Raw genomic sequence first — 25,824 nt, 5'->3', positions numbered from 1 at the left:
GGCGCGGTGTCGGCTCAGTCGGCCGCGCCCGCCGGGGCCAGCACCGGCGCGAAGCTCTGGCTGGGGCCGAAGGTCTCGGTAAAGCGGCGCTCGGCGGGCACGTTCAGGCGGTCCAGGATGACCTCCACTGCCCGCGTGAACCCTTCCGGGCCGCAGTAGTAGTACTCGGCGTCGCCCTGCGGCAGGTGGGGGCGCAGCGTTTCCAGCCGGATCAGCCCGGCCTCGTCGTGGTGCTCGCCGGGGCGGTCCTCCGCGCCCACCTCGGTGTAATAGACCAGCTTGCGGATATTCGGGTAGATGCGGGCCACCTCGTTGACATGCTCGCGGAAGGCGTGGGCCGAGGCCCCCAGCGCCGCGTGGACGAACAGGACCGGGCGGGTCGAGCCGGAGGCGACCAGGGTGTTCAGCATGCTCAACATCGGCGTAATGCCCACCCCACCACTCAGCAGCACGACCGGACGGTCCGAGTCTTGCAGGAAGAAGTCGCCCGCCGGGGTGTGGATCAGCAGCTCGTCCCCCTCCTGAATGTCGTCGTGGAGGTAATTGGAGATCAGGCCGCCGGGCGCGAACGGCTCGGTCTGGGGGGCCAGTTCACGCTTCACGGCGATGCGGTACCTGCGGCCGTTGGGCGCGTCCGAGAGGCTGTACTGACGAATCTGGTCGCGCTCCTGCGCCGGCACCCGCACCTTGAGGCTGAGGTACTGCCCTGGCCGGAAGGGGGGAAGCGGCTGCCCGTCTACGGGTTCGAGCACCAGCGAGGCGATCACGCCGCTCTCCTGCACCTTGTGGGTCACCCGGAAGGGCTTGAAGCCGCGCCAGCCGCCGGGCTGCTCCGCCGCCTGGGTGTACATGCCGCCCTCCACCCCGATCATGATCTCCGCAAGTTGCCCGTAGGCCGCCGCCCAGGCGTCCAGAATCTCGGGCGTGGCGGCGTCGCCCAGCACGGTGGCGATGGCCCCCAGCAGGTGCTCGCCCACGATGGGGTAGTGCTCGGGCTGCACCTCCAGGCTCACGTGCTTGTGCGCGATCCGCCCCACCATGCCGCCCAGCCGCTCGGGATGGTCGATGTACGCCGCATAGGCCAGCACTGAGGCCGCGAGGCTGCGGGCCTGCCGCCCGGTCTTCTGGTTGGCCGGGTTGAAGATGTTCAGCAGTTCCGGGTGCGCGGCGAACATGGAGGCGTAAAAGGTGCGCGTGATCGTCTCGCCGTGCGCTTCGAGCGCCGGGACGGTGGCCTGGACGAGGGCGGTCTGTTGGGGGGTCAGCATGGTGGGGAAGTCTCCGGGAAAGGGAAAGAGGAGGAGAAAGGGGAAGTGGGCCTCAGCCCAGGTCGAGCAGCGTGACGAGGACGCGGGTGCCGTCTTCCAGCGCCCGGCTGGAGAACAGGCCGGAGGTCTGGAGGTGGAGCACCTCGCCCGCCGGGACTTCGTGCTCCCGCCCGTCCACGCTCAGGCGCAGCCGCCCGCGCAGCACGGCGACGACCACGGCCTGTCCGGCGTGGGTGTGGGGGGGCAGGCCCTCGCCCACGCGGTACTCGAACAGCAGGGCGCGGCCCGCCGGGGTCTTCACGAGCACCTGCGGGGAAAGGGGACGGGGGTCAGTGGACATGGGGAGCCTCCGGTGGGGTGGCGAGGGCATGGCGTTCGAGGTTGGGGTGCATCCGGCGGGCCAGCCCCAGCAGGGCGGCGGCCTCGGCGGCGGGCAGTTCCTCGCCCAGCGTCTGCTCCCACAGGGCCAGCCAGCGGCCAAAGTGCGCCGGGCCGATGCCCAGGCTGGTGTGCGCCGGGCCGGGTTGCCCCCGGTACGCGCTCGGCCCCCCCGTCACCGCCCGCCAGAACCCCTCCAGCCGGGCAATGTGCAGCGGCCAGCCGCCACGCGGAAAAGGACCGATCCGCGCGAACACCGGGCCGAGCAGGTCGTCGGCGGTGGCCTTCGCGTAAAAGGCCCACAGCACCCGCCGGAGCCGCTCCTCGCCCACCCGCGCGAACAGGCTGCCTTCTGGTGTCAGGGAGAGGGTCATGGTCAGGCCTCCAGGGGCGTCCGGGTGATGTGGACCGGAGAGCGGGCGGGAAGAGGAGAGGAAAGAATGAACATCAGCCGATTCATTCCGGATATGCAGGTCCACATATCCATTGACCGGCCCAGCGTAGTCGCCTATAAAGTGGATGTCAAGGTCCACCACTCACGGACCCAGGAGGCGAGCCGTTGTTTTCCCAGACCACCGAATATGCGCTGCGGGCCGTCGTGACCCTCGCGGGGGCAGAGGGCCAGCCGCTCACGACTGCCGAGATCGCCGCCCGCACGAAGGTGCCCCCCGGCTACCTCTCCAAGGTGCTCCAGACGCTGGGCCGGGCCGGGCTGATCACGGCGGCGCGGGGGCTGCGCGGGGGCTACCGCCTGAGCCGTCCGGCGGCGAACATCTGCATGCTGGAGGTGGTCAATGCCGTCGAGCCGCTGGCCCGCATCCGCGAGTGCCCGCTGGGGCGGCCCGACCACACCAGCCTGTGCCCGTTGCACCGCCGCATCGACGAGGCCGTGGCCGCCACCGAGCGCCAGTTGGCGAGCACGACCCTGGAGGAACTGATTGACCCCGACCCCAGCCACCCGGCAGCCCCGGTCTGGCCCGTGCCCGAGCAGCCCACCTCCTGAAGCTCAGGAGCCGGAGGGAGCCAGACGACCGCGCAGGCTGTTCACCCGCTGCCGGAAGAGGTCAGGGTCATCCAGGGCGCGGGCCACCGTGTAGGCCCCCTGCACAGTCAGGAACAGGTCGTCGGGGTCATCGGCAGGAAAGACGAGCCGTGTCCTGGCCGCGACCGCCTCGCGGTAGCGCTGCACAATTCGGGCGGCGCGGGGGGCGGCGGGGTCACGCAGCGCCCGCAGTTCCACCGCCAGGGTCCCGAAGGGGCAGCCCTGGTGCGCGGCCGAGTCCGGGTCGCTCAGCAGCCAGTCGAAGTAGGCCGCCAGCCACGCCGGGGGCGGCAGGGGCGCGAGGTCGTCCAGCACGCCGCGCAGCTCGGCCTCGCAGGCGTCCAGCACGGCCAGCAGCAACTCCTCACGGGTCCGGAAGTAGTAGTACAGGTTGCCCAGCGGCACCCCGGACACGGCGGCCACGTCCTTGAGGGTGCTGCCGCACACCGCCTGGGTCCGGTAGAGGTGCAGCGCCCCCCGCACGATCTGCTCGCGTTTGCCCGTCGTCACGTTCTCGGCCCTCCCTCCGGGGTCAAGATGCCATGAAGCGGCGCTGAGATTTGGCCCGGCCCCTCCCCCTACCCTGAGTCAGAAAGCCAACTGAGTGGTTGGCTCTCTGGCGTCCTGCGGGGCGGCAGGGCAAGGAGACCTATGAAAAAGACGACGATGCTGGCGCTGATGCTGGGCCTGGGAGCCGCGCAGGCGGGAGGGGCCGAGGGTGCCCGCCAGGAGGGCTTTCTCGACGTGAACGGGGCGCGGATTCACTACGTGTCCCAGGGCCAGGGCACGCCCATGCTGCTGCTGCACGGTTATCCGCTGAGCGGCGAACTGTTCGCCCGCAACCGTGACGCGCTGGCCGCCGCTGGCTACCGCGTGATTACCGTCGACCACCGGGGCTACGGCCAGAGCACCGCGCCCGCCGCCGACTCCGGCAGCCTGACGACCTATGCGAATGACGCCCTCGCGGTGATGGACCGCCTCGGCGTCCAAAAGGCCATCGTGGGCGGCATGAGCATGGGCGGTCCCATCGCCTTCGAGATGTACAAGGCGGCCCCGCAGCGCTTCCTGGGGCTGGTCCTGATCAACACCATTGCCAACCCCGCCTCCATCGTCGAGCAGCACATCTGGCGCGGCATGGCGCAGAAGGCGAGCACCTTCGGGCCGCAGTCGCTGGTGGGTGAGCTGCTCAAGGACATGCTGACCGGGGCTACCCGGACGAACCGCCCCGCCGACGCCGCCTTCCTGACGAATATCGTCAAGCAGGCGACGGTCGCGGCGGACGTGGCAGGGGCGAACGCGCTGGCGACCCGGCCCGACTACGTGCCTTTCCTGAAGACGATCCAGGTGCCCACGCTGGTGCTGGGGAGCGTGGAGGACACGGTGTATCCGCCCGAGTTCAGCCGGAAGATGCAGCAGAACATCGCCGGAAGCCGCCTCGTGCTGATTCCGGGCGCCGCCCACGCCGCCATCTTCGAGAACGCGGACGCCGCCAACCGCGCCATTCTGGACTGGGCGCGGGCGAACAACCTGCGCTGAGCAGGATGCAGAGGGACGCGGGGAGCTTTCGGCCTCCGCGTCCCTCGCCTGTTCACCTGCCAGACTTCCCCCATGCACTCCACCGCCGACGTGCGCGGCGTCTGCGCGGCCCTGCCCGGCTCGCGCGAGACGTTCCCCTTTGATGCGACCACCCTGGTCTTCAAGGTCGCGGGCAAGATGTACGCCCTGACCGACCTCACCGCCGATCCGGTCACCCTCTCGCTGAAGGTGCGGCCGGAGGATGGGGAAGCGTTGCGGGCGACGTATCCGGCCGTGCAGCCCGGCTACCACCTCAACAAGCGCCACTGGGTCACGGTGACGCTGGACGGGACGGTGCCGGAGGGGGCGGTGTGTGAACTGCTCGCCGGAAGTCACGCTTTGGTCGTGGCGGGGCTGACGCGGGCGCAGCGGGCGGGGCTGGGGGGATAAACCAGAAGGGAGCCAGGTTCGTCCCGGCTCCCTTCTGGCGTCCTGACCTCAGAACGCCGTGTCCAGTGCCCCCAGCGCCGCCTGCGGGTCCTGAATCCCGGCCTGGGCCATGTCGGGCCGCCCACCGCCCTTGCCGCCCGCCGCCGCCGCGAGCTTGCCCACGAGCTGCCCCGCATGCGCCCCGCGCGAGACGGCGTCCTTGGTCGCCTTCACCACGAGGCCTTTGTCGCTGGCGATCACGGCGAGGTCAGCCCCGCTGGTGTCCAGCAGCTTGTCGGCGGCACCGCGCAACTCGTTGCCCTCGATGCCCGCGAGCTTCAGCGCGGCGACCTTGAAGCCGCCCAACTCGCGCACCTGCTGCCCCGCGCCCCCCCCGCCGCCCATCTGGGCTTCCGCGAGCTGGCGACGGACCTGGGCCGTCTCCTGCCCGGCAGCCTTGAGCTGGGCTTGGAGGCCCTGCACGCGGGCTTCCAGGCCCTCCACACCGGTGTTCAGCAGCCCGGCCACCCGCGAGGCCGCCTCCAGCCGCCCGCGCACCCAGGCGGTGGCCGCCTCGCCCGCCAGCGCTTCAATGCGCCGCACGCCCGCCGCGACGTTCTCGTCGGACACGATCACGAAGGCCCCGATGTCCCCGGTCCGGCGCACGTGCGCCCCGCCGCACAGCTCCTTGCTGGTCACGGTCGCGCCGCCGAAGGGCACGCCGCCCTCCACGCTGACCACCCGCACGGTGTCGCCGTACTTCTCCCCGAAGAGGGCGGTCGCGCCCGCCGCCTTCGCCGCCTCGATGGGCATCTCCTGCCACGTCACCGGGAAGTTGGCAGTGACCCAGCGGCTGACCAGGGCCTCGACCTGGCTGATCTCCTCCCCGCTCAGGGCTGCCCCATGCGCGAAGTCAAAGCGCAGGCGGTCGGGGGCGACGAGCGACCCGGCCTGCCGCACGCCCGACCCCAGCACCGCCCGCAGCGCCGCGTGCAGCAGGTGGGTGGCCGTGTGGTGCCGCTCGGTGGCCCGGCGCTCGCCCGACACGACGCCGCGCACGCGCACGCCGGGGCGCAACTCGCCTTCCTCGACCCGCACGTCGTGCAGGAACACGCCCGCCGGGGTCTTGCGGGTGTCGCGCACCTGGCCCGCGCCGCCGTCCCACTCCAGCCGCCCGGTGTCGCCCACCTCGCCGCCGCCCTCGGCGTAGAAGGGGCTGCGCGAGAGGACCACCATGCCCTCGCTTCCGGCGGGCAGGTGTTCCAGCCGCTCGCCCGCGCCCATCAGCGCGAGCACCTCGCCCTCGGCTTCCAGCTCGTCGTACCCGACAAACTCGGTAGCGGGCAGGCCGTCGAGCGCCTCCTGGGAGCCGCCGAACAGCTCGGACTTGCCGTACTTGCTCCCCGCGCGGGCGAGGTTCTGCGCGTGTTCCAGGCTCTCGGCGTACCCGGCCTCGTCCACCGAAACGCCGTACTCCTCCGCGATTTCCTTCGTCAGGTCCACCGGGAAGCCGTAGGTGTCGTACAGCACGAAGGCGTCCTCCCCGCGCAGCGTGCCGCCCTGCCCCAGCCCGGAGAGCAGCCCGCTGAGGCGCTGGATGCCGCCCTCCAGCGTCTTCAAGAAGCGCTCCTCCTCGGCGCGGATGGCCGCCTGCACCCGTTCCTGCTCGGTGCGAAGTTCGGGGTAGGCGTCGCCCATCTTCTCCACCACCAGGGGCACCAGCGTATGCAGCGTCGGCTCGCGCAGGCCCAGCAGGTAGGCGTGGCGGGAAGCGCGGCGCAGAATCTTGCGGATGACGTAGCCGCGCCCGGTGTTGCTCAGGGCCACGCCGTCCGCGATCACCATGCTGACGCTGCGGACATGCTCGGCCACCACCCGGTGCGACACGCTCTGCGGCCCCTCGTAGGGCTTGCCCGACAGCTCGGCCACCCGCGCGATCAGGGGCGCGAACACGTCGTTGGAGTAGAAGTCGTACACGTCCTGCACGACGGTGGCGATGCGCTCCAGGCCCATCCCGGTGTCGATGTTCTTGAAGGGCAGATCGGCCAGCACGGGCGTGCCGTCGGGCAGCGGGTCCTGGCGGTCGTACTGCGGGAAGACGCAGTTCCAGATTTCCAGAAAACGGGCGCTCTCGCGGGTCTGTGCGTAGTCGGCCCAGGTGTCGTCGCCGTAGGCCGGACCCCGGTCATAGAAGATTTCCGAGCAGGGGCCGCAGGGACCGTTGGGGCCTTCCCTGGGCGCGTCGGCGGGCCAGAAGTTCTCGTCGGCTCCGAAGCGCAGGATGCGCTCTGCCGGGAGGCCGATCTCCTGCGTCCAGATGCCGAAGGCTTCCTCGTCCTCCTCGTAGATGGTCGCGTAGAGGCGCTCGGGGTCGAGACCCATCCACTCCGGCGAGGTCAGGAACTCCCACGCCCAGGTCAGGGTCTCGCGCTTGAAGTAGTCTCCGAAGGAGAAGTTCCCCAGCATTTCCAGCAGCGAGCAGTGGCGCAGGGTGCGGCCCACGTTCTCGATGTCGCCCACGCGCAGGCACTTTTGCACGGTGGTCACGCGCCGGTTCTCGCCGTGGCCGGGAAACTTCGCCGGAGCGCCCATGAACTGGGGCTTGAAGGGCTGCATCCCCGCCACCGTGAAGAGCGTGGTGGGGTCGGGAGCGATCAATGAGTGCGAGGGCAGCCGCAGGTGCCCCTTCAGGGCGAAGAATTGCAGGTATCTCTCGCGGATTTCAGCGGTGGTCAGCGGCCCGGTCATGGGGGGAAGTGTAGCGCGGGGGCTGCGGGGCGATTCTGGCGGGGGCACCTGGGAGGGGCGTAGGTCGCCCTGCCCAACACAAAAGGTGGGGTTACGACCCCACCTCTCGGAGTAACTCCCGTTTCAGACGAACTGTCCGCCGTGCCGGGCCGCCGCCGCCTCGACCGCGTCTGCCGGAATGCTCTCCTCGACGGCCACCGCGCGGCCACTTTCGCTCGCGCTGCTGCTGAGGCGCTCGTACTGCTCGTCACTCACGTCGGAGGAGGCGCTGTAGCTCCGGCTCGCCCCACCCGTCTCGTCCACGCCCGCCGCGCCGCCGATGGCGCCGACCGCCGCGCCCACGCCGCTGCCCAGGGCCGTCATGCCCAGAATCACCGGGAGGGCCAGCCCGCCCGTCGCGACCGTGGCCGCCGTGCCCAGGACGCCCGCCGCCGCCCCGACGGCGGCACCCACGCCCGTGCCCTTGATGGCGCCCTCGCCCGCGTCCTCGGGGGTGCCGCCGCCCTCCACGGAGGCCGTATCGGTCGTGGTCATGGTGCCCGTCGTCGTGCCCGCCATGCCATCTGCCACGCGGCGGTTGACGGTGGTCTGGCCCATCTCGGGCTGAATCAGCCCCTGGCTCCGGAGATCGGCGATAAAGGCGTCGGCCTGGGCCTTGCTGGGAAAGAGAAGGTGTCGCATGGGCGCAGTCTGCGGGGCCTCCCCCGCGCCCGGTATGAGAGGAAGGCCAAGCGCCGCCGCCCAGCGGGTGGGGTCTTCCCCCGGTGCCCGAAGAAAGGAGCAACGGCGACCTCGCGCAGGGCCGCCGTCTTCGGGGGCTGGGCTCAGTCCAGGTCTACCGACCACCATGCCTCGCGCCGGGCGGCGAGCTTGGCGCGGGGGTCGCCCAGGGCCTCCATCGCCCGGGTGAGGCCCCGCCAGTCGCTCTCGCTCATGGGGTCGAGGGCCAGTGCCCGCTGGTGAAACTGCGCGGCGTCCTTGGGACGGCCCGCCGCCGTCGCGGCCTCGGCGGCCAGCCCCAGCACGCTGAGCTGCTTGGCTTCCAGCCGGGCACGGACCTCGTCTACCCAGGGACTGTCGGCGCCGGGCAGAAAGAGGCCATACAGGTCGGCGAGTTCGCGCAGCTCCTCCAGGCCCAGGCTACCCGACTCGGCCTGTTTGGCAAGCAGCTCGAAGCGGGCCACGTCGTAGTCGGGCTGAAGGTCGGCGGCGAGCGCGTAACGGCGGTTGGCGCTCACGACGGCCTCGCTGCTCAGGCTGCGGCGCAGGCGGTGCAGGGTGGTATGAAAGAGGCTGCTGGCGCGGGCCTCGTCCTTTTCCGGCCATAGCGCCTCGGCCGCCTCCCAGGAGGTCACCTCGCGGCGTTCGAGCAGGTAGAAGAACAGCTCCAGCGCCTTGCGCGACACCCACGCGACCGCCGTACCCTGCCACACGACCTGCGCGGTGCCCAGGGCGCGGGCCGACATGCCGCTTTCCTGGGTGCGGGTCAGGCCCACGCGGCGCAGCCGGGCGTCCACGGCGGTGGTCAGGTCCTGCGGGGTAAAGGGCTTGGGCACGTAGTCGTCGGCCCCCAGGTTCATGCCCCGGCGCACGTCACCGCGCTCGGCGTGGCTGGAGAGCAGCACGAAGGGCACGGCGCCCAGTTTGTCGTGACTGCGGACCTGTTCCAGAAACTCCAGGCCCGTCATGTAGGGCATCACCACGTCGCTGATGACGAGGTCGGGGGTAAAGACCTTGAGGAGATCGAGCGCCTCCACCGGGTGGCTGCTCGTGCGGACCTCGTGCCCGGCGCGGGACAGGATCACGCTGACGAGCTTGAGGATGGCGGCGTCGTCATCCACGACCAGGATGCGCGGCATGGGGGGCAGTGTAGCAGCGGCCGGGGCCACGGCACGTACTGGGATTCACAGGCCCTGCCGCCGGGCTAGGCTGGGGCATGACCACGTCTGCGCCCCTGACCCTCCTCCACGCCCGGACCCTCACCCTGGACCCGCAGCAGCCCGAGGCCGGGGCCGTGCTGGTGGGCGGTGGGCGCGTCCTCGCGGTGGGGAGCCGTGAGGAGCTGCGGGCGCTCGCGCCGGGGGCGGCGGTGCAGGACCACCGCGACCTGCTGCTTACGCCCGGCCTCGCGGAAGCCCATGTCCACCTCGTGAGCTACGGCTTCTCGCTCTCGGAGCTGAACCTGCACGGCGCCCGCAGCGTCTCCGAGGTGCAGGCGAAGGTCGCGGGGCGGGCGATGAACACGCCCCCCGGCACCTGGATTCGCGGCGGCGGCTTCCTGCTCTCCGAGCTCGGCCTCGCCGAGTACCCCACCGCCGAGCTGCTGGACGAGGTCAGCCCGCACCACCCCGTCCTGATCTACTCGCGCGACCTGCACCTGAGCTGGGCGAACTCGCTCGCGCTGCGTTTGAGCGGAATCACGGCGGACACCCCCGACCCCGAGGGCGGAAAGATCGTGCGCCCGCTGGGCACGCTGCTGGAGCACGCCAGCGGCCTCGTCGCGCGGGCGCTGCCCACGCCCACCGACGCCGAGTACCTCGCGGCGGCGAAGGTGGGCGCCAACGATCTGGCCGCGCGGGGCTACGTCAGCGCCCACACGATGGCCTTTGAGCCGGTGGAGGCGCCGAGGGCCGTGCAACTGCTCGCCCAGCGCGGCGAACTGCCGCTGCGGGTCTGGGCCACGCTGCCGCACGACCGGCTGGAGCACGCCCGCGACCTGGGCCTGCGCCTCACGCCCGGCGGCCTCTTCCAGTGGGGCGGGGTCAAGTTCTTCGCGGATGGGGCGCTGGGGAGCCGGACCGCCTGGCTGCACGCCCCCGGCTTCGCGGACGGTTCGGGCACCGGGATTCCCCTCGACCCCCCGGAGTTGATCCGCGAGCGCGGCGAGGAGGCACTGCGGCTGGGCCTCACGCCCGTGACCCACGCCATCGGCGACCGGGCGAATACCGAAGTGCTCGACGTGTACGACGCCCTGCGCCCCCTGGCCGACGAGATGGGCGTGCGGCTGCGGATCGAGCACGCCCAGCACCTCCGTCCCGGGGACATCGCCCGCTTCCGGGGCCTGACCGCCAGCGTGCAGCCCATCCACCTCCAGGCCGATGGGCCGATGATCCGGGAATTGCTGCCGCACCTGCTGGAGACGAGCTACCCGTTCCGCTCTCTGCAACAGGCCGGGGCCATCCTCGCCTTCGGGTCCGACGCACCGGTCGCGCCCCCCGAGTACCGCGCCAACTTCGCCGCCGCGATCACCCGCCGCGACGACGCAGGCGAGGCGATCGCCCCAGGCGAGGCCCTGACCGAGGGAGAGGTGCTGTGGGCGCACACGCGCGGCCCCGCCCTCGCCGCCGGGTGGGACGATGAGGGCATCATCCGCCCCGGAGCGCGTGCGGCCTTCACGCTGTGGGACCGGCTGGGCGGCAACGCGCGGGCGCTGGTGCTGTAAGCCGCTGCCCTTATAACCCGGTTGTGCCGCCGGGTCCGGGCAGACTCGGGCCGACGTGACCCACCTCGTGTGTGGGTCGGTCCACCGCATTCATGGCACGGTTCAGCCTCGCCTGACGCGCGGCGAAGAACGCCATCGTGCCGAGGAACACTCCAAGGAGCAGCAGTCCAATCATGGTGCCCTCAAGGGTAGGGGAGACAGGTCAGCTTCCTGTCTCCCCCTGCGGTGCCCGTCCGGGCGCTCCGCTTACGCCTCGACTTCCTCCGGCAGTTCCGCGTTGGTGTACACGTTCTGCACGTCGTCGAGGTCTTCGAGGGCGTCCACCAAGGTCATCAGCTTGCGGGCGTCGTCGGCGTTCACGGCCACCGTGTTGCTGGGAATCATGGTGATCTGGCCACTCTCGGGCTTGAAGCCCGCCGCCGCGAGCGCGTCCTGCACGCTGTAGAGGTCGTTCGGCGCCGTGCTGATCTCCAGGCCGTCCTCGGACTCCTGAAAGTCCTCGGCGCCGTGCTCGATGACGGCTTCCTGCGCGGCCTCCGACGCGTCGGGGAGCAGCAGGACGCCTTTTTTCTCGAACTGCCACGCGACCGAGCCGCTGGTGCCGAGGCTGCCGCCGCGCTTGTTGAACACGGCGCGGATGTCGGCCACCGTGCGGTTCACGTTGTCGGTCAGGGCCTCGATAAAGATGGCGGTGCCGCCGGGGCCGTAGCCCTCGTAGGTGACTTCCTTGTACTCGGCCGCCCCCTCGGCCGCGCCCGCCGCCCGCTTGATCGCGTTCTCGATGTTGTCGGCGGGCACCGTGTCGGCCTTGGCCGCCGCGATGGCGTTTTTCAGGCTGAGATTGGCCGCGGGGTCACCGCTGCCGCCCGAACGGACGGCCGCCTGAATGGCGCGGATGTGCTTGGAGTACATCGCGCTGCGCTTCTTGTCGTTGGCACCCTTTTTGCGCTTGATCTGTGCCCATTTGCTGTGTCCGGCCATGTTCCGTGTCTCCTTCAGGAAAGACGCGCTCACCCGGGGAGAGCGGGGGCGCGTGGTGGCGAGCATTCTAACGCGGCGGCCGCGCGGCCCGTCGGAAGCCCGTCACACCCGCAGGTCGTCTTCTTCCGTCAGGAAGTCCACCGCGCCCGAGCCGATCTCGTAAAAGGCGCCGATCACCCGCACCTGCCCGCTCGCCTCGGCCTCGCGGATCACGGGCTGCTCGCGCAGGGCGGCGGCCTGATGGCGGACGTTGTTCAGCACGGCCTCGCGCATCCGGGCCTTTTTGTCGCGGATGGGCGGGAGGCCCTGCACGCTGGGCTGAATGCGGGCGATCAGGCGGCGCAGGTGCTCGGGCTCGTGGGCGAGATCGTCATCGGGCAGCAGCGCGGCGGCCACGGCCCCGCACCCCTCGTGGCCCATCACCACGATCAGCCGCACGTCGAGGTGCCGGATCGCGTACTCCAGCGTGCCCAGTTCCGAATCGCCCACCACGTTGCCCGCCACCCGCGCCACGAACAGGTCCCCGAGCCCCTGATCGAAGACGATCTCGACGGGCACCCGGCTGTCGCTGCACGCGAGCACCGCCGCGAAGGGCGTCTGGCCCATGATCTGGGCGCGGCGCTGGTTGGCGTCCGCCTCGGGGCGGGTGGCCTGACCGGAGAAGAAGCGGGCGTTGCCGTCCTTGAGGGCCTCGATGGCGGCTTCCGGCGAGGTCATGCGGCCCTGGCGCAGCGCCGCGATGTCCTTCATGCTGGCCCCGCGCCGCACCGCGTCCAGGATGCGCCGTTCGAGATCGGAGACGGGAGCCGGGGTCCGGGCGTCGGGAACGGAAGTGCTCACCCAGTCATCCTAGACCCGCAGGCCCAGGATGACCGGAGGCGGTGACCGTTCCTGCCTGGGAAACGCGTCTCTCAAGCAGGAACGGCTACTGCCCCTGTCCGGCCGTGTATCCCGGCTGGCCGTCGAAGGTATAGAGGTGCTCGGTCTTCACGAAATCCAGCCCGGCCTCCGACACGCGGGCCAGCAGCGCGAGCACGTCGGCGGGCGTGGCGGGCCGCTCGCCGCGCCACAGGAAGCGGCAGCGCCAGTGGTCCGAGCAGGTCGTCTCGGGCAGGCCCTGCGGCCAGACCTTGACCCCCCGGTTGGAGATCATGTCGAGGGTCCAGTCGGTGCCCTCTGCTCCCTGAAGCCGCGCCCCCAGCACATCCGGCCGCCTCTGCGCGTCCCACCACTCCAGAAAGACGTCGGTGCCCACCAGCACCTTCTCGGCACGGGGCCGGGGCGTGAGGCTCGCCTGAATCTGGGAGGCCGCCTCGCCCTGCACGGCGGGGAGGCGCTCCGGCATCTGGCCCAGACGCTCGATCACGGCGTCCGCGAAGGCCTGGGTGCCCACCCGCCGGGACGTGTGCTCGCCCGCGATGTCCCCGGTGTGGATGCCGTCTTCCAGGGTCCGCAGCCAGGCGTTCTGCACCCGCGCGGCCACGTCGCCCTGCCCGATGTGCGTCAGCATCAGCGCCGCCGCGTGCAGCAGGCCGCTGGGATTGGCCCGGTCCTGCCCGGCGATGTCGGGGGCACTGCCGTGAACCGCCTCGAACAGGGCGACGGTCTGCCCGATATTCGCGCTGCCCCCCAGGCCCACCGACCCCGCGACCTCCGAGGCGATGTCCGAGAGGATGTCCCCGTAGAGGTTCAGGGTCACGATCACGTCGAAGCGTTCGGGCTGGGCGCCCAGTCGCGCCGCGCCGATGTCCACGATCAGGTGGTCGGCCGTGATCTCCGGGTACTCCCGCGCCACCTCGCCGAAGACCCGGTGAAACAGGCCGTCGGTGAGCTTCATGATGTTGTCCTTGCTCATCGCCGTAACCTTGCGCCGCCCGTGGGCGCGGGCGTACTCGAAGGCGTAGCGCACCACCCGCTCGCAGCCCTCGCGGGTGACCAGTTTGAGGCACTGGTAGACCTCGTCGGTCTGGCGGTGCTCGATGCCCGCGTACAGGTCTTCCTCGTTCTCGCGCACGATCACGAGGTCCATGCCGGGGTGGTGCGTGGCGACGAAGGGCGCGTAGGCCCGCGCCGGGCGCACGTTGGCGTACAGGCCCAGCGCCTTACGCAGGGTCACGTTCACGCTCTTGTACCCGCCGCCCTGCGGGGTGGTGATCGGCCCCTTGAGCAGCACGCCCGTGCGGCGCAGGTCCTCCCAGGCCTCCGGCGCGACTCCCGACGACACGCCGCGCAGGTAGACCTCCTGCCCCACCTCCACCGGGCGCGGCTCGATGCGGGCGCCCGCGGCTTCCAGCACCCGTAGGGTGGCCGCCATGATTTCCGGGCCGATTCCGTCGCCGGGCGCGACGGCGATGGGCGTGAGGGTGGGGGGGGTGGGCGCCTGCGGGGCAGGGTGGACATCGGTGCTGTTCATGGCCTCTCCTTGGAACGCCCGGCACCGTGGCCGGGAACGCGACCACTATAACGAAAAAGATGTCGTGTATTTCTTGTCGTGATTTGAACTGCGTTCAAGCAGGCAGTACGTTGGGGCGGCTGCACCCTCCTGCCATGACTGACCCCGCCCCTGACCGTCCCTGGACCTTTCTGACCAACCACACCCACGTCCTGCTGTGTCTGGTGCGGGCGCCGGGGGGCACCCTGCGGCAAGTCTCGGAGCGGGTGGGGATCACCGAGCGGGCGGTGCAGCGCATCATCCGCGATCTGGAACAGGCCGGGGTGATCACGCGCACCCGCGAGGGCCGCCGCAACCGCTATGCGGTGAATCCCGGCTTTCATCTGCGGCACCCGCTGGAGGCCCGCCGCACCGTGGGCGAACTGCTGACCCTGCTGGAGGGGGAGGAGGCGGGGGCCTGACCGGGAGGCCGGGGTCATGCTCTAGGCTGACCCCATGACGGCGCCGCTCGATCCCACCGAGGCCCTGACGCTTGGCGAGCTGCTGGAGCGTTACGCCACCCTGCGCGACACCCTGCTGGGGCTGGAGGCCGAGCGCGACGAGCTGGCCGCCCGCATCAAGGCGGCGCTGGCCTCGGGGGAGCGGGCCGAAACCGACCTCTACCGCGCCGAACTCAAGGTGTCGCGCCGGGTCGAGTACCCGCTCGACCGCTTCCGCGACGTGTTCGGGGACGCGGCGGCGCTGGAGGCGGCCACCATCGACCGCAAACGGGCCGAGGCGCTCGCCAAAGCGGGCGACCTCGACCCCGAGCGGCTGCGCGACCTCGCCGTGGTCCGGGAAACGCAGGCGCTGGTGCTGGTGCCCAAGACGCGCTGAGGCTCATGGACGACGCCTTTCCCGTGGAGGTCGAACCCACCGTGCGGGCCTACGCGGGGAGCCTGGGCGCTGCCGGGCGGCGGTGGCTGGACTCGCTGGCGGGCGCGGTGGAGCGGCAATGCCGGGACTGGGAGCTTCAGAGGGGCGAGGCCCTGACGGGGGGCAGCCGTTCTTACGTGTGCCGGGTCACCCGCGCGGACGGTGGGCGGGCCGTGCTCAAGCTGGCCCTGCCGGAACCCGCGCTCACTGCGCAGATGTCCACCCTCCTGGCGGCCCAGGGACAGGGCTACGTGCGGGTGCTGAGGCATGACCCCGGCCGGGGAGCCCTGCTGATGGAGGCCCTCGGGCCGTCGGCGGAGAAGGACCATGACCTTCCCGCCGTGCTGGCCCTGACCGCCGAGACGCTGAAGCGGGCCTGGCAGGTGCCCCCCGAACGCTGCGCCCTGCCGGGCGAGGCCGAACACAAGGCGGCCAGCCTCCTGGCCCTCGTGCGCGACCTCGCCGGGGAGAACCGGGAGATTCAGGCGGTGGTGGAGCAGGCTCTGCGCTACGCCCACGAGCGGTGGGAGGCCCGCGACCCGGCCCGGCAGATCATCGTCCACGGCGACCCCCATGTCGGGAATCTGCTGCGGGTAGAGGGCACCCGTATCGGCGCCGAGACGGGTTACGTGTTCGTCGACCCCGAGGGATTTCTCTGCGAGCCCGAATACGACCTCGGGGTGGCGCTGCGAGGCTGGAACTCGCATCTGCTGGCCTCGGACGATCCGCAAGCAGAAGTGCGCGGTTGGTGCGATCAGATGGCCCAGGCGACGGGCACCGACCCCGAGGCCATCTGGCAGTGGACGTACCTGGAGCGGGTTTCCACTGGACTGTATGTCGGCCATCACGGGTTGCCGAAGCTCGGCGCCCTCTATCTGGAGGTGGCGTTCAGGCTACTGGCGTGACCGGATGGCTCTGGCCCGTCCAGCAGCACCTCGACGACGACCACATCGCGCCACTCGCCGCCTTGCCGGGCGTGGCGCAGGTGCACGCCGACCTCGCGGAAGCCGCAGCGGGCGTGCAGTCGGCGGCTGGCGGCGTTCTCGGTCAGGATGCGGCTGGTGAGCTTGTGGAGCCCGGCTTTATGGGCCGCCCCCAGCAAAGCTCGCAGCGCCGCCTCGCCGTGGCCTTGTCCCCGCGCCTCCCGCGCCGTGTAAACTCCGTGGTCCCCGATGGTCGCGTAGGCGGGCCGGGTGCTGTAGGGACTGCTCCACGCAAAGGCCACGACCTCTCCCGCCCCGTTCAGCGCGACGACGGCAGGCTGCGTGCCGGACAGCCGTTCCCGAATCTCGTTCTCGTGCCGCTCCCGCGTCTCGAAGGTCGCCCCCCGGTCCTGAAGGCCCTGGTTGTAGATGCGCGTGACGGCGGGCGCGTCGGCAGGGGTGGCCGCTCGTGTCTGGGACATGGCCAATGCTGCCACATCCTCCAAGGCACAAAAAAAGCATTGCCGGGAAGCAACGGCACCCGAGAATCATCCCTTATGGCTGCTGCCTTCCGGCCCTGACCAGGTTCGAGCGTTCCCGCTGCGCTGCACCAGCAATGCGCCGCAGAGCATAGCACAGGCCCGCCGCAGGCGACCAGACCAAAAAAAGTGCCGGAGTACGGCGACTCCGGCGACTCGTGGTGCTCGGGATGGGACTTGAACCCACACAGGAAACCTACACGCCCCTCAAACGTGCGCGTCTACCAATTCCGCCACCCGAGCAGGGTGAAGGGCAGAAGCAATGCTACGGGGCCACCGTGACCTTGTCAAGCGCGGCGGGTGTGCTAAGCTCGGCGCTGCCGCCGCGAGTGGTGGGGCCGGGCTGGGCCTTGGTCGCCTGCCGTTTGCCCCGGCTGCTGCGTGCGGGACTTCATAACAAGAGAGGTACACAGTGATCGACAAACAGCAGACCATCCAGACCTACGCCAAGAGCGCGAACGACACCGGGAGCACCGCTGTGCAGGTGGCCCTCCTCACCGAGCGCATCAACAACCTGTCCCGGCACCTGACCGAGAACAAAAAGGACAAGCACGGCCAGCGCGGCCTGCAACTCCTCAACGGCCAGCGCCGCCGCCTCCTGAAGTACCTGGAGCGCACCAGCTACGACGAGTACATTGCCCTGACCGACCAGCTCGGCATCCGCCGCGGCCAGCGCATCGTCCGCTAAACGCCCTTCATTGCCCGCTCCTGGCGCAAGCTGGGGGCGCTTTTTATGGGCGCTGGACCCAGTCGCCGCCGGGCACGGGCGCCGCGCCGGGAAGGGCGAGTCGCGCAGTCCTGGCGTACACGTAGGTCCAGACCTCCTCCGCCTCGCCCGGCGCAAGTACCACGGTTACCCGCTGCCGGTGGTACAGGGGCGGCGTCTCGCCCACCCCTTCGAGCGCGTCGAGGAGGGGAAGGACCCGTGCCCAGACCTCCGGCGCGTAGGTCAGCACCTCGCCCCGGACGCGCTCGCCGGGCTTCCCCGGCACGAGGGCGGGGTAGTTCTCGGGCGAGAGGTGCAGCAGCCGGAAGCCGGACAGGGTCGCCGCCTGCGCCTGGGGCGGGCCGAAGCGTGCGGCCAGCGCCGCATTGCGCCCGCCGGGCCGCAGGGTGCCGTACACGAAGACGCGGGGAGGAGACTCGGGACTCATCCGGCCAGCCTACGCCGGGCGGTCACACGGACGGCTCACAAGGAAAGTGCGGGCACACATCCCACCGGCCGGGGGGGTCACACTGCATCATGAACGCCAACCGGACCGCCGCGCCGCGCGGCCTGATCCTCCTGGCCGCCCTGCTGGTCGCGGCCGACACCGTCTACGCCCAACCCGCCGCCCCCGCTGCCGTCCCGGCGGCTCCCGCCACGCCGACCCGCGCGGCCCCCGCGCCCCTCACGGCGGCCGAGACCGCGTCGCTGCGGGCGCTCTACGAGAAGCTGCGCCCCGCCACCCTGCGGATCGAGGACTGCCCGCCCAACGACTGCACCGAGCCCAATGGGGTGGGCACCGCTTTTCACATCGGGGACGGCTACGCGCTGACCGCCTACCACGTCGTGTCGGAGGGCCGCAACCTCAGCGCGGTGACGCTGGGCAAGGGGCGCTACACCCTGGAAGTCGTGGGCTTCGACGAGAACTCGGACACGGCCCTGCTGAAGGTGAACCTGCCCGCCCAGATTCCGTCCATGCCGCTGGCGACCGCGCGTCCGGCGGTGGGGGCGCCCACGCTCGCCATCGGCAACGGCAACGGCACCTTCCTGACCCTCAAGACCGGGCGCGTCACCGGGCTGGACGTGGCGTCGGATCAGGCCGACTTCCCCTCGGGGGTGCTCGAACTCAATACCCGGTTGCAGCCCGGCGACAGCGGCGGTCCGATCATCAACGCGCAGGGCGAGGTGGTCGGCGTCATCAGCTACATCAGCGTGGCGCGGCGGGGCGGCATCACGTCCTACGCGGTGCCCGTCACCCGCACGGATGCCCGGCTGGCCGAGCTGCGGCGGGGGGTCAAGCGCGAATACCCGGTGATCGGGGTGGGGCTGGACTCGCGGCTGGACTTCCTGACCAATCTGCCCGCCGACCGCTTTGCCGAAGCCGACGAGCTGCTGGGTCTGGGACTGGGCACCACCCCTGGCGCCTTCTTCACCCGTGTGTCGCCCGGCAGTCCCGCCGCCCAGGCCGGACTCCGCGCCCTCGACTACGACGAGGACGGCAAGCGCATCGCGGGCGACATCGTGACCGCCGTGAACGGGCAGCGGGTCAACAACTTCTCCGACTTCCAGTTCGCGGTGCGGCGCTACCAGCCCGGCGACACCATCACCCTGCGCGTGCTGCGCGACGGCAAGACGCTCGACCTGCGCCTGACGCTGGTGCCGCGCACCGCTGTGCGCAACTGAACTCAGGCCAGGAGAGGGGCGGGGCTGCCTGCGGGTGGCCCGCCCCCATTTCATGAATTGCGAGAAGAGGACTTGACAATTCTGCCATAAACAGAACAATGCAGCTATGGACACCCTGCTGAAGAAAGCGGGCGCGATGCTCGCCCACCTCGACCTCTTCACGCACATGCTGCACCTGCGGGGGCTGCTGCAACTCGCCGCCCACATGGAGGAGCGGGGCGACCGCGTGACCCTGATCTCCCCGGAGGCGATCACGCTGGTCGGGGCCGACATGACCACCGACGAGCGCGTGACGACCAGCAAGGGCGCGACGGTGGAGGCGGGCAACGCCTACAGCGTGCTGCGGACCCTCAAGGGGCACGACGCCCCTGAGTACGCGGTCACCCGCGAGGAACTCAAGGCGCTGAACGCCCGTGCGGTTTCGGAACTGGAAGCCAGCGACGCGATGCGGGCCTTCGGGGACACGCTGGCGCGAATCGGCGCTCCGGCGGCGGCCCCGGCTCCCGCTGAGGCGGCGGCCGAGCGGCCGGGACGGGGGCGGCGCGGGGCGGAGGCCGAGGTGCCGACGGATCAGCCTGCGGCATAACGGAGTTTGCGAAGCGCGTCACGTTCTCTTCGGGGGGCGTGGCGCTTTTTTCGGGCTGGCCATCTTGATTCGGTTTTCCCCCACCCCTACCCCGCCCGCCAGTACCCCGGCGTCTGGGTCGCGGGCAGCAGGCGCACCCGGTCTGTCCCCGCCCGCTGGGCCAGGGCCTCGGCTTCACGGCGGGCGCGGCTGTTTCCCAGCCAGCCCGACCAGTAGGCCTCCATCGTGGCGGCGATCAGGGCGGTGGGCACCGTGTCGGCCCCGTCCAGCGGGTGAAACAGCAGGTCAAGGTCGGTCAGGGGGCCGCCGTCCGGGCCGCCCACGGGTTGCCAGTAGGGGAGGTCGGCGGTGCGGTAGCCCAGCGCGTGCAGGGCGCGGCGGCGGGCATGGGGGTCGGTGCCGATGCGGGCTTCGGCGGCCCGTTCCTCGGCGCTCTGGCGATCCGCGAACACGCTGTCGGCAAACAGGCCCGCCAGGCCGTGTGAGCGCACGTCCTCCAGCCGCACTTCGTTCAGCGCGTGGCCGACCCCCTGCCCCCGCGCTTCCGGGGCCACCGCGAGAAAGGAACTGAAGCCCGCCTCCGGCAGCAGGTGGTACACGGTGCCGCCCAGCACGCGGTCGGGGGCGTCCTCGGCCACCAGGATGCGGTCGCGGCGCGGTCCCTGTCCCCCGCCCGACACCAGGCGCGGAAAGGCGGCGGGCGGAATCAGCATGTCGGGGGCGTAGTAGCTGCGCTCCTGAATCTCCCCGAAAGCGGCGAGGGCGGGGTCGTTCGGGTCGGTCACGCGGCGGACGTGGACAGAGGCGCTCATGGGCGGCAGCCTACGCCCGTGCCCCCACCCGCGACCGGAAGCCGGGCACGCTGGGCCGCTATCCTGCCCGCATGACCGCGCCCGAACCCTCCGCCAAGCCCGGCGCCGCCGACACGCCCCGCGTGGCCCCCAACTTCATCACCGAGATCATCGAACGCGACCTCACGGCGGGCAAGTACCCGCAGGTCGTGACCCGCTTTCCGCCGGAGCCCAACGGGTACCTGCACCTCGGGCACACCTTCGCCTCCTTTCTCGACTTCCAGACGGCGGTGCAGTACGGCGGGCGCTACCACCTGCGGCTGGACGACACCAACCCCGAGGGCGAGAGCGTGGAATTCGCCCAGGCCATACAGGACGACCTGCGCTGGCTGGGCTGGGACTGGGGCGAGCACCTGTATTACGCCTCCGACAACTTCGAGCGGTACTACGGGTACGCCCAGCAGCTTATCCGGCAGGGCGACGCCTACGTGGACTCGGTGAACGCCGACGAGATGGCGCGGCTGCGCGGCAACGCGACCACGCCGGGCACGCCCAGCGAGTACCGCTCGCGCACGCCGGAGGAGAACCTCGACCTCTTCCGGCGGATGCGGGCGGGCGAGTTCGCTGACGGGGCGCACGTCCTGCGCGGCAAGATCGATCTCGCCGCCTCCAACATGAAGCTGCGTGACCCGGTGCTCTACCGCATCCTGCGCGGGCACCACTACCGCACGGGGGACGCGTGGTGCATCTATCCCATGTACGACTTCCAGCACCCGTTGCAAGACGCGCTGGAGGGCGTGACCCACTCCATGTGCAGCCTGGAATTCGTGGACAACCGCGCGATCTACGACTGGCTGATGGAGCGGCTCGGCTTCGATCCCCGCCCCCACCAGTACGAGTTCGGTCGCCGGGGGCTGGAATACACCGTGACCAGCAAGCGCAAGCTGCGGCGGCTGGTGCAGGAGGGCCACGTCTCCGGCTGGGACGACCCCCGGATGCCCACCCTGCGGGCGCAGCGCCGCCTGGGAGTGACGCCGGAAGCGGTGCGGGCCTTTGCCGCCCAGATCGGCGTGAGCCGCACCAACCGCACGGTGGACATCAGCATCTACGAGAACGCCGTGCGTGACGACCTCAACCACCGCGCCCCCCGCGCGATGGCGGTGCTGGACCCGGTGCGGGTTGTGCTGACCAACCTGCCGGAAGGGGAGGTCCGTTCCCTCTCGCTCCCCTACTGGCCCCACGACGTGATCCGCGACTCGCCCGACGGCCTCGTCGCCCTGCCCGGCGGCGAGCGGGTGGCGCCGGGGGCGGCGGTGCGCGAGGTGCCGCTGACCCGTGAGCTGTACATCGAGCGCGAGGACTTCGCGCTCACCCCGCCAAAGGGCTACAAGCGACTGACGCGGGGCGGCACCGTGCGCCTGCGTGGGGCCGGGATCATCCGCGCCGATGAGGTGGAGACGGATGGGGCGGGCAACGTGACCACCATCCACGCGACCCTGCTGGGCGAGGACGTCAAGGCCGCTGGGGTGATCCACTGGGTCAGCGCCGACCGCGCCCTCCCCGCCGAGTTCCGCCTCTACGACCGCCTCTTCCGGGTCGCCCACCCCGAGGGCGAGAACCCGAACGACATCGCCCCCGACTTCGACCCCGAGCGCATGAGCCACGAAAACGAGGCCGCGCCCCTCGACGCGGGCTTCCTGCGGTTTCTGAACCCGCAGAGCCTGCGCGTGGTGCGGGGGTACGTGGAACCCAGCGTGGCGGGCGACCCGGTGGACACCCGCTACCAGTTCGAGCGGCAGGGCTACTTCTGGCGCGATCCGGTGGACAGCCGCGAGGATGCGCTCGTGTTCGGGCGAATCATCACGCTGAAGGACACCTGGGCGAAGGAGGCGCAGAAGGACGCGCCGAAGGTGGAAGCCAAAGCGCCTAATCCTGCGCCGAACACGGAGGCTCCCCAGGTCCCCGGCCAGAAACCCCAGGCCGCCCCCCTCACCCCCGAGCAGGAGGCCGAGGCCACCCGCCTGACCGGACTGGGGGCCTCGGAGGGCGACGCCCGCACAGTGGCGCGGGACCCGGCATTGCTCACGTTCCTGGCGGGGGCGCAGTCCGGCACCACGTTCGGCCAGGTCGCCTCGTGGACGGTCAACGATCTCGCGGGGCCGCTGCGGGCGGGCAAGGTGCGGGTCACGGCGGCAGACCTCGCGCCCCTCGCCGAGCGGCTGGCCTCCGGTGGGCTGACCACCCGCGTGGCCCGCGACGTGCTGGCACGGGCGGCGGCGTCCGGCGAGGCCCCGCTGGCGATCGTCGAGCGCGAGGGGCTGGGCGCGGGCCTCAGCGACGAGGCGCTGGCGGGGGCGGTGGCTGACGTGCTCGCTGCCAACCCCGACAAGGTGGAGGCGTACCGGGGCGGGAAGACGGCCCTGATGGGCTTTTTCACCGGGCAGGTGATGCGGGCCACCGGGGGCAAGGCCGACCCCGCGAAGGTGGCGGCGGCGCTGCTGGAGGCGCTGGGGGGCTGAGGGGGGGGCCCTGTCCCGCCCACCCGACCCCTCACATGGACGCGTCAGACCCATGCGCTATAACCCCAGGCTGATGCATAAGTATGCGCTCGCCTCCCTGATCCTGCTCTCCGGCGCCCTCGGCACCGCCTCGGCCCGCGACCTCGCGGCGATTAAGGCGTCGGGGGTGCTGTATGTGGGGACCGAACCCACCTACGCGCCCTTCACCTACACCCAGGGCAAGAAGGTCGTGGGCTTCGAGGCCGAACTCGCCGAGGCGATCGCCCGCAAGCTGGGCGTCAAGGTGGAGTGGCGGCCCAGCGGGTTCGACACGCTGCTGATCGGCTTGGACCGGGACCGCTTCGACCTCGTGATCTCCAGCCACGGCATCACCCCGGAGCGGCAGAAGGCGGTGGACTTCGCCACCCCCCACTACTGCTCGGGCGGCGTGGTGCTCGCCAAGTCGAACGGCCCCCTCACCGTGGCGGCGCTGAAGGGCAAGGCGGTCGGGGTGCAACTGGGCACCACCTACGCGCAGCGGGCGCAGAAGCTCCCCGGCCTGGGCAGCGTGAAGACCTACCCCACCAACGCCGACGCCCTCCAGATGCTGCTCAATGGCCGGGTGAACGCCTTTGTCACCGACCGCTTCGTCGCGCTGGAAGCCCGCAAGAAGTTCCCGCAGGCGAACCTCAAGCTGGGCGAGATGCTCTTTCAGGAGAAGATCGGCATCGCCGTCAAGAAAGGGAATACGCCGCTGCGGAACGCCGTCAATGCTGCCTTGCGGGACGTGATGGCCGACGGCACCTACAAAAAGATTTCCACCAAGTACTTCGGTGAAGACATTCGCTGCAAGTAAACTCAGGACCATGCAAAGAGCAGAGGGCCTCGGCGTCCTCTGCTCTTTGTCGTTGGTTCCCGGCTAGTTCAGCGTTCTTCCTCCCCCTTGCCCCATCAGCGTCTCGGCCTTGCGGAGGTGGTCTTCCAGTGTGCCGCGCCAGTCGTCACTTTCGGGGGTGAATTCCAGCGCCTGCTGGGCATGCGCGTAGGCGGCGGCGGGGTCGCGGAAGCCCTGCTGGGCCATCACGTCGGCGGCCATCTGGTGGCCCATCACCCAGTCGCGGGTGCCCTGGGCCGACTCGCGCACCACCCGCTCGAAGTGGTCGAGCGCCTCGTCGAGGTGGTAGTACTCCAGCGCCACGTTGCCCAGCACCATGCTGGCGGGAATCACCGCGCCCTGCGCCAGCGCCTGCTCGGCGGCGAGTTGCGCCTCCTGCAAGCGGCCCAGGCGGTAGTCGCACTCGGCGAGGTCAGCCAGCACCTCCGGGCGGTAGGGGTATTCGGGGTCCGAGAGCGCCGCTTCCAGATGCTCGCGGGCCTCCAGCGGGCGGTCGAGGTCGAGCAGGGCCACCCCCAGCTCATGCTGCGCGAAGGGGCGGTCACCGTCGCTCGCCAGCGTCAGCGCCCGCCCGAACTGGGCCAGCGCCTCGTCGTGGCGGCCCAGGTGGGTCAGGACCTGCCCCCACACCAGCGCCACCCCGTAGCTGGGGTCGCCGTGCTGACGCTCCAGCCGGTCGGCCTCGCGGATGCTCTCCAGTGCCTCCTCGGGTTTGCCCGTCTGGAGCAGCGCCTGCGCCTGAAGGTAATGCCAGGTGGCGAGGTTGAGGCCCTCCTCCTCCTCCGCGTTCTGCCCGCTGTAGAGCGGCCGGGCCTGCCCCAGCAGCGAGAGCGCCGCGCCCATGTCCCCCAGTTGCAACTCCAGCGCCGCGCCCTCTTGCAGCATCACCGCCCGGTTGAGGCCGGAAGCGTGGTGGGCGGCTTCCGCGTAGAGGTGCCGGGCCTCGACCGTGTGCCCGAGGCTTTCCTCGGCGTCGGCTTGCCAGCTCCGCAGCCGCCAGCGCAGGTGCGCGGGCAGCTCCGCGAGGGGCAGGTGGATGTCCAGGGCGTCTTGCGGGTGCCCGGCCAGCGACAGCGCGGCGAGGGCGTGGTAGCGGGCCAGGGGGTCGTCGGCCCCCCGCACCTCGGGCGGGGGCGGCGCCGCGTCCGGCCCGCGCAGCCGGGCGTCGAGTTCGGCGCTCAGGGCCACGTACAGGGGGTCGGTGCGAATCGCCGGGTCGGCGGTGCGGGCGTCCCGCAGCGCGGCACCGACTTCGGTGGTGGCGGGGTCGCCGTAGAGGGCCTGCACGCTGGCGAGGTACAGCGAGAGCCGGGCCTTCTGGGGGCGGTCGGCCTCGTGCAAGGCCCCCTCCAGCACGCTGAAGGCCGTGTCGTAGTCGTCCCCCGCGAGCGCCGTGCAAGCCTGCTGCCAGGTGGTGGCGACATCGATCATCACCCCCCAGGATAGCGCGGGCAGGGAAGGGGGCGGGGGGCCACCTTTCGGCGGACGACGCGCCCCGCCTGCCGTGTGGTGAACTTGGCCTGTTCCCGGAGGTTTCTCCCATGTCACTGTCCCGCCTGCCCAGGTTCCTGGCCCTCGCCCTGCCCCTCCTCGTCTTCACCCTCTTCGGCCTGTGGCTGCTGCGAACGGCTTTTCCGACTTCCTCCACCGTCTCCTACCCCGATTTCACGCGGCTGCTGGAGGCGGGCCAGGTCGAGCAGGTGGTGGTGCGGGACGACGTGGCGCAGGTGCGCCTGACCGAACCCGCCGAGGTGCCGGTCATGAACGGGCCGCAGCCGGTTCAGACCGACCGATTCGCCGTGCACCTGCCCGGCAACCAGGCCACGCCCGACGCCAGCCTGATCTCGCAGCTTGAGGGGCAAGGGGTGGCCTACCGCTTCGAGGCGCCCAGCCAGTGGTTCGGCATCGGGCTGAACTTCCTGCCCGTGTTGCTCTTTTTCCTGCTGCCGCTCGCCGTCCTCGCGGCCCTGCTCGCCGTGCTGGCGCGGCGCGGGCGACCCCGGACCCCTTAACCGCCCCTCCATGAAGCGCAGGTGTGACGCGGGATACGCACACACATCTTGAGTCTGGTACACTCAACCTCAGCGGGGCGG

At 70.9% G+C, this 25,824-nt stretch carries 28 protein-coding genes, 1 tRNA gene and 1 other RNA gene; 13 read left to right on the top strand and 17 right to left on the bottom strand.

Going from position 1 to position 25,824, the window contains the following annotated elements; translation table 11 throughout:
- Positions 1-14: 14 nt before the first annotated feature.
- From hmpA to L1280_RS07580, 3 genes are read right to left on the bottom strand one after another with little or no spacing between them, the layout of a single operon-like run.
- Positions 15-1,268: an NO-inducible flavohemoprotein gene (hmpA, locus tag L1280_RS07590; RefSeq protein ID WP_253581485.1), complete on the bottom strand. Its 1,254-nt coding sequence runs from the start codon at positions 1,266-1,268 to the stop codon at positions 15-17.
- A 52-nt stretch (positions 1,269-1,320) separates the two neighbouring features.
- Entirely contained in the window at positions 1,321-1,608 is a 288-nt protein-coding gene (locus tag L1280_RS07585; RefSeq protein WP_253581484.1) for a cupin domain-containing protein, read from the bottom strand.
- Positions 1,598-2,020 (bottom strand): group III truncated hemoglobin, encoded by a 423-nt coding sequence (locus tag L1280_RS07580; RefSeq protein ID WP_253581483.1) that lies wholly within the window; start codon positions 2,018-2,020, stop codon positions 1,598-1,600. The genes L1280_RS07585 and L1280_RS07580 overlap by 11 nt, the downstream gene beginning before the upstream one ends.
- Before the next feature lie 185 nt (positions 2,021-2,205).
- Between L1280_RS07580 and L1280_RS07575 the strand changes: the two genes are divergently transcribed.
- On the top strand, positions 2,206-2,649 hold the full coding sequence (locus tag L1280_RS07575) for an Rrf2 family transcriptional regulator (RefSeq protein ID WP_253581482.1): 444 nt from the start codon (positions 2,206-2,208) through the stop codon (positions 2,647-2,649).
- Positions 2,650-2,652: 3 nt separating this feature from the next.
- Here the strand turns inward: L1280_RS07575 and L1280_RS07570 are convergent, their stop codons facing one another.
- The gene (locus L1280_RS07570; RefSeq protein WP_253581481.1) at positions 2,653-3,198 is read right to left on the bottom strand and encodes a TetR family transcriptional regulator; all 546 of its coding nucleotides are present in this window, start codon (positions 3,196-3,198) and stop codon (positions 2,653-2,655) included.
- Between the two features lie 141 nt (positions 3,199-3,339).
- Between L1280_RS07570 and L1280_RS07565 the strand changes: the two genes are divergently transcribed.
- The gene (locus L1280_RS07565) at positions 3,340-4,224 is read left to right on the top strand and encodes an alpha/beta fold hydrolase (protein ID WP_253581480.1); all 885 of its coding nucleotides are present in this window, start codon (positions 3,340-3,342) and stop codon (positions 4,222-4,224) included.
- Between the two features lie 72 nt (positions 4,225-4,296).
- Positions 4,297-4,653: an MmcQ/YjbR family DNA-binding protein gene (locus L1280_RS07560; RefSeq protein WP_253581479.1), complete on the top strand. Its 357-nt coding sequence runs from the start codon at positions 4,297-4,299 to the stop codon at positions 4,651-4,653.
- A gap of 48 nt (positions 4,654-4,701) precedes the next feature.
- Here the strand turns inward: L1280_RS07560 and alaS are convergent, their stop codons facing one another.
- The 3 genes from alaS to L1280_RS07545 all read right to left on the bottom strand — a co-directional run bounded on the left by alaS (position 4,702) and on the right by L1280_RS07545 (position 9,239).
- Positions 4,702-7,380, bottom strand: coding sequence for an alanine--tRNA ligase (gene alaS / locus L1280_RS07555; protein ID WP_253581478.1), 2,679 nt, complete (start codon positions 7,378-7,380; stop codon positions 4,702-4,704).
- 123 nt (positions 7,381-7,503) lie between these two features.
- On the bottom strand, positions 7,504-8,061 hold the full coding sequence (locus L1280_RS07550; protein ID WP_253581477.1) for a hypothetical protein: 558 nt from the start codon (positions 8,059-8,061) through the stop codon (positions 7,504-7,506).
- 143 nt (positions 8,062-8,204) lie between these two features.
- The gene (locus tag L1280_RS07545) at positions 8,205-9,239 is read right to left on the bottom strand and encodes a response regulator (protein WP_253581476.1); all 1,035 of its coding nucleotides are present in this window, start codon (positions 9,237-9,239) and stop codon (positions 8,205-8,207) included.
- A gap of 77 nt (positions 9,240-9,316) precedes the next feature.
- Between L1280_RS07545 and L1280_RS07540 the strand changes: the two genes are divergently transcribed.
- Entirely contained in the window at positions 9,317-10,822 is a 1,506-nt protein-coding gene (locus tag L1280_RS07540; protein WP_253581475.1) for an amidohydrolase, read from the top strand.
- A 10-nt stretch (positions 10,823-10,832) separates the two neighbouring features.
- On the opposite strand, the gene L1280_RS07535 is transcribed toward L1280_RS07540, so the two are convergent.
- The 4 genes from L1280_RS07535 to L1280_RS07520 all read right to left on the bottom strand — a co-directional run bounded on the left by L1280_RS07535 (position 10,833) and on the right by L1280_RS07520 (position 14,216).
- Entirely contained in the window at positions 10,833-10,997 is a 165-nt protein-coding gene (locus tag L1280_RS07535) for a hypothetical protein (RefSeq protein WP_253581474.1), read from the bottom strand.
- Between the two features lie 71 nt (positions 10,998-11,068).
- Positions 11,069-11,803, bottom strand: a complete 735-nt coding sequence (locus L1280_RS07530; RefSeq protein ID WP_253581473.1) for a YebC/PmpR family DNA-binding transcriptional regulator — start codon at positions 11,801-11,803, stop codon at positions 11,069-11,071.
- 102 nt (positions 11,804-11,905) lie between these two features.
- On the bottom strand, positions 11,906-12,553 hold the full coding sequence (locus tag L1280_RS07525) for a carbonic anhydrase (protein WP_104991842.1): 648 nt from the start codon (positions 12,551-12,553) through the stop codon (positions 11,906-11,908).
- 175 nt (positions 12,554-12,728) lie between these two features.
- Entirely contained in the window at positions 12,729-14,216 is a 1,488-nt protein-coding gene (locus tag L1280_RS07520; RefSeq protein WP_253581472.1) for an NADP-dependent isocitrate dehydrogenase, read from the bottom strand.
- A gap of 134 nt (positions 14,217-14,350) precedes the next feature.
- On the opposite strand from L1280_RS07520, the gene L1280_RS07515 reads away from it, so the two are divergent.
- Genes L1280_RS07515 through L1280_RS07505 form a run of 3 tightly spaced genes read left to right on the top strand, consistent with a single transcriptional unit; the run spans position 14,351 to position 16,015 of the window.
- Positions 14,351-14,656: a winged helix-turn-helix domain-containing protein gene (locus L1280_RS07515; protein WP_253581471.1), complete on the top strand. Its 306-nt coding sequence runs from the start codon at positions 14,351-14,353 to the stop codon at positions 14,654-14,656.
- Between the two features lie 34 nt (positions 14,657-14,690).
- A complete protein-coding gene (locus L1280_RS07510) occupies positions 14,691-15,071 on the top strand; it encodes a hypothetical protein (protein ID WP_253581470.1) in 381 nt (126 codons plus the stop codon).
- A gap of 5 nt (positions 15,072-15,076) precedes the next feature.
- Positions 15,077-16,015 carry an aminoglycoside phosphotransferase family protein gene (locus L1280_RS07505; RefSeq protein WP_253581469.1) on the top strand — a complete coding sequence of 313 codons (939 nt, stop codon included), beginning with the start codon at positions 15,077-15,079 and terminating at the stop codon, positions 16,013-16,015.
- On the opposite strand, the gene L1280_RS07500 is transcribed toward L1280_RS07505, so the two are convergent.
- The 3 genes from L1280_RS07500 to L1280_RS07490 all read right to left on the bottom strand — a co-directional run bounded on the left by L1280_RS07500 (position 15,982) and on the right by L1280_RS07490 (position 16,815).
- Positions 15,982-16,515 carry an arsinothricin resistance N-acetyltransferase ArsN1 family A gene (locus L1280_RS07500; protein WP_253581468.1) on the bottom strand — a complete coding sequence of 178 codons (534 nt, stop codon included), beginning with the start codon at positions 16,513-16,515 and terminating at the stop codon, positions 15,982-15,984. The genes L1280_RS07505 and L1280_RS07500 overlap by 34 nt on opposite strands.
- Positions 16,516-16,551: 36 nt before the next feature.
- Positions 16,552-16,650, bottom strand: an RNA gene (ffs, locus tag L1280_RS07495) — signal recognition particle sRNA small type.
- 81 nt (positions 16,651-16,731) lie between these two features.
- Positions 16,732-16,815: transfer RNA gene (locus tag L1280_RS07490), tRNA-Leu, on the bottom strand.
- 169 nt (positions 16,816-16,984) lie between these two features.
- On the opposite strand from L1280_RS07490, the gene rpsO reads away from it, so the two are divergent.
- The gene (rpsO, locus tag L1280_RS07485; protein WP_104989655.1) at positions 16,985-17,260 is read left to right on the top strand and encodes a 30S ribosomal protein S15; all 276 of its coding nucleotides are present in this window, start codon (positions 16,985-16,987) and stop codon (positions 17,258-17,260) included.
- Positions 17,261-17,303: 43 nt separating this feature from the next.
- Here rpsO and L1280_RS07480 read toward each other — a convergent pair whose 3' ends face one another.
- Positions 17,304-17,726 (bottom strand): gamma-glutamylcyclotransferase family protein, encoded by a 423-nt coding sequence (locus L1280_RS07480; protein WP_253581467.1) that lies wholly within the window; start codon positions 17,724-17,726, stop codon positions 17,304-17,306.
- A gap of 89 nt (positions 17,727-17,815) precedes the next feature.
- Between L1280_RS07480 and L1280_RS07475 the strand changes: the two genes are divergently transcribed.
- Both L1280_RS07475 and L1280_RS07470 read left to right on the top strand, forming a co-directional pair.
- Complete coding sequence (locus tag L1280_RS07475; protein ID WP_253581466.1) at positions 17,816-18,961, top strand: S1C family serine protease; 1,146 nt, start codon at positions 17,816-17,818, stop codon at positions 18,959-18,961.
- Between the two features lie 106 nt (positions 18,962-19,067).
- Entirely contained in the window at positions 19,068-19,547 is a 480-nt protein-coding gene (locus L1280_RS07470; protein ID WP_253581465.1) for a multidrug DMT transporter, read from the top strand.
- An 86-nt stretch (positions 19,548-19,633) separates the two neighbouring features.
- Here L1280_RS07470 and L1280_RS07465 read toward each other — a convergent pair whose 3' ends face one another.
- Entirely contained in the window at positions 19,634-20,359 is a 726-nt protein-coding gene (locus tag L1280_RS07465; RefSeq protein WP_253581464.1) for a GNAT family N-acetyltransferase, read from the bottom strand.
- 71 nt (positions 20,360-20,430) lie between these two features.
- Between L1280_RS07465 and L1280_RS07460 the strand changes: the two genes are divergently transcribed.
- Positions 20,431-22,857: a glutamine--tRNA ligase/YqeY domain fusion protein gene (locus L1280_RS07460; RefSeq protein WP_253581463.1), complete on the top strand. Its 2,427-nt coding sequence runs from the start codon at positions 20,431-20,433 to the stop codon at positions 22,855-22,857.
- 73 nt (positions 22,858-22,930) lie between these two features.
- Positions 22,931-23,692 carry an ABC transporter substrate-binding protein gene (locus L1280_RS07455; protein ID WP_253581462.1) on the top strand — a complete coding sequence of 254 codons (762 nt, stop codon included), beginning with the start codon at positions 22,931-22,933 and terminating at the stop codon, positions 23,690-23,692.
- A 63-nt stretch (positions 23,693-23,755) separates the two neighbouring features.
- On the opposite strand, the gene L1280_RS07450 is transcribed toward L1280_RS07455, so the two are convergent.
- Positions 23,756-25,162 (bottom strand): tetratricopeptide repeat protein, encoded by a 1,407-nt coding sequence (locus L1280_RS07450; RefSeq protein WP_253581461.1) that lies wholly within the window; start codon positions 25,160-25,162, stop codon positions 23,756-23,758.
- A gap of 110 nt (positions 25,163-25,272) precedes the next feature.
- Here L1280_RS07450 and L1280_RS07445 point away from each other — a divergent pair, with 110 nt between their 5' ends.
- Positions 25,273-25,743: an ATP-dependent metallopeptidase FtsH/Yme1/Tma family protein gene (locus L1280_RS07445; RefSeq protein WP_253581460.1), complete on the top strand. Its 471-nt coding sequence runs from the start codon at positions 25,273-25,275 to the stop codon at positions 25,741-25,743.
- Positions 25,744-25,824: the final 81 nt, after the last annotated feature.

The organism is Deinococcus sp. HSC-46F16 (genome assembly GCF_024171495.1).
In the GTDB taxonomy this organism is placed as follows: domain Bacteria; phylum Deinococcota; class Deinococci; order Deinococcales; family Deinococcaceae; genus Deinococcus.
This window is presented reverse-complemented; position numbering and strand designations above follow the sequence as displayed.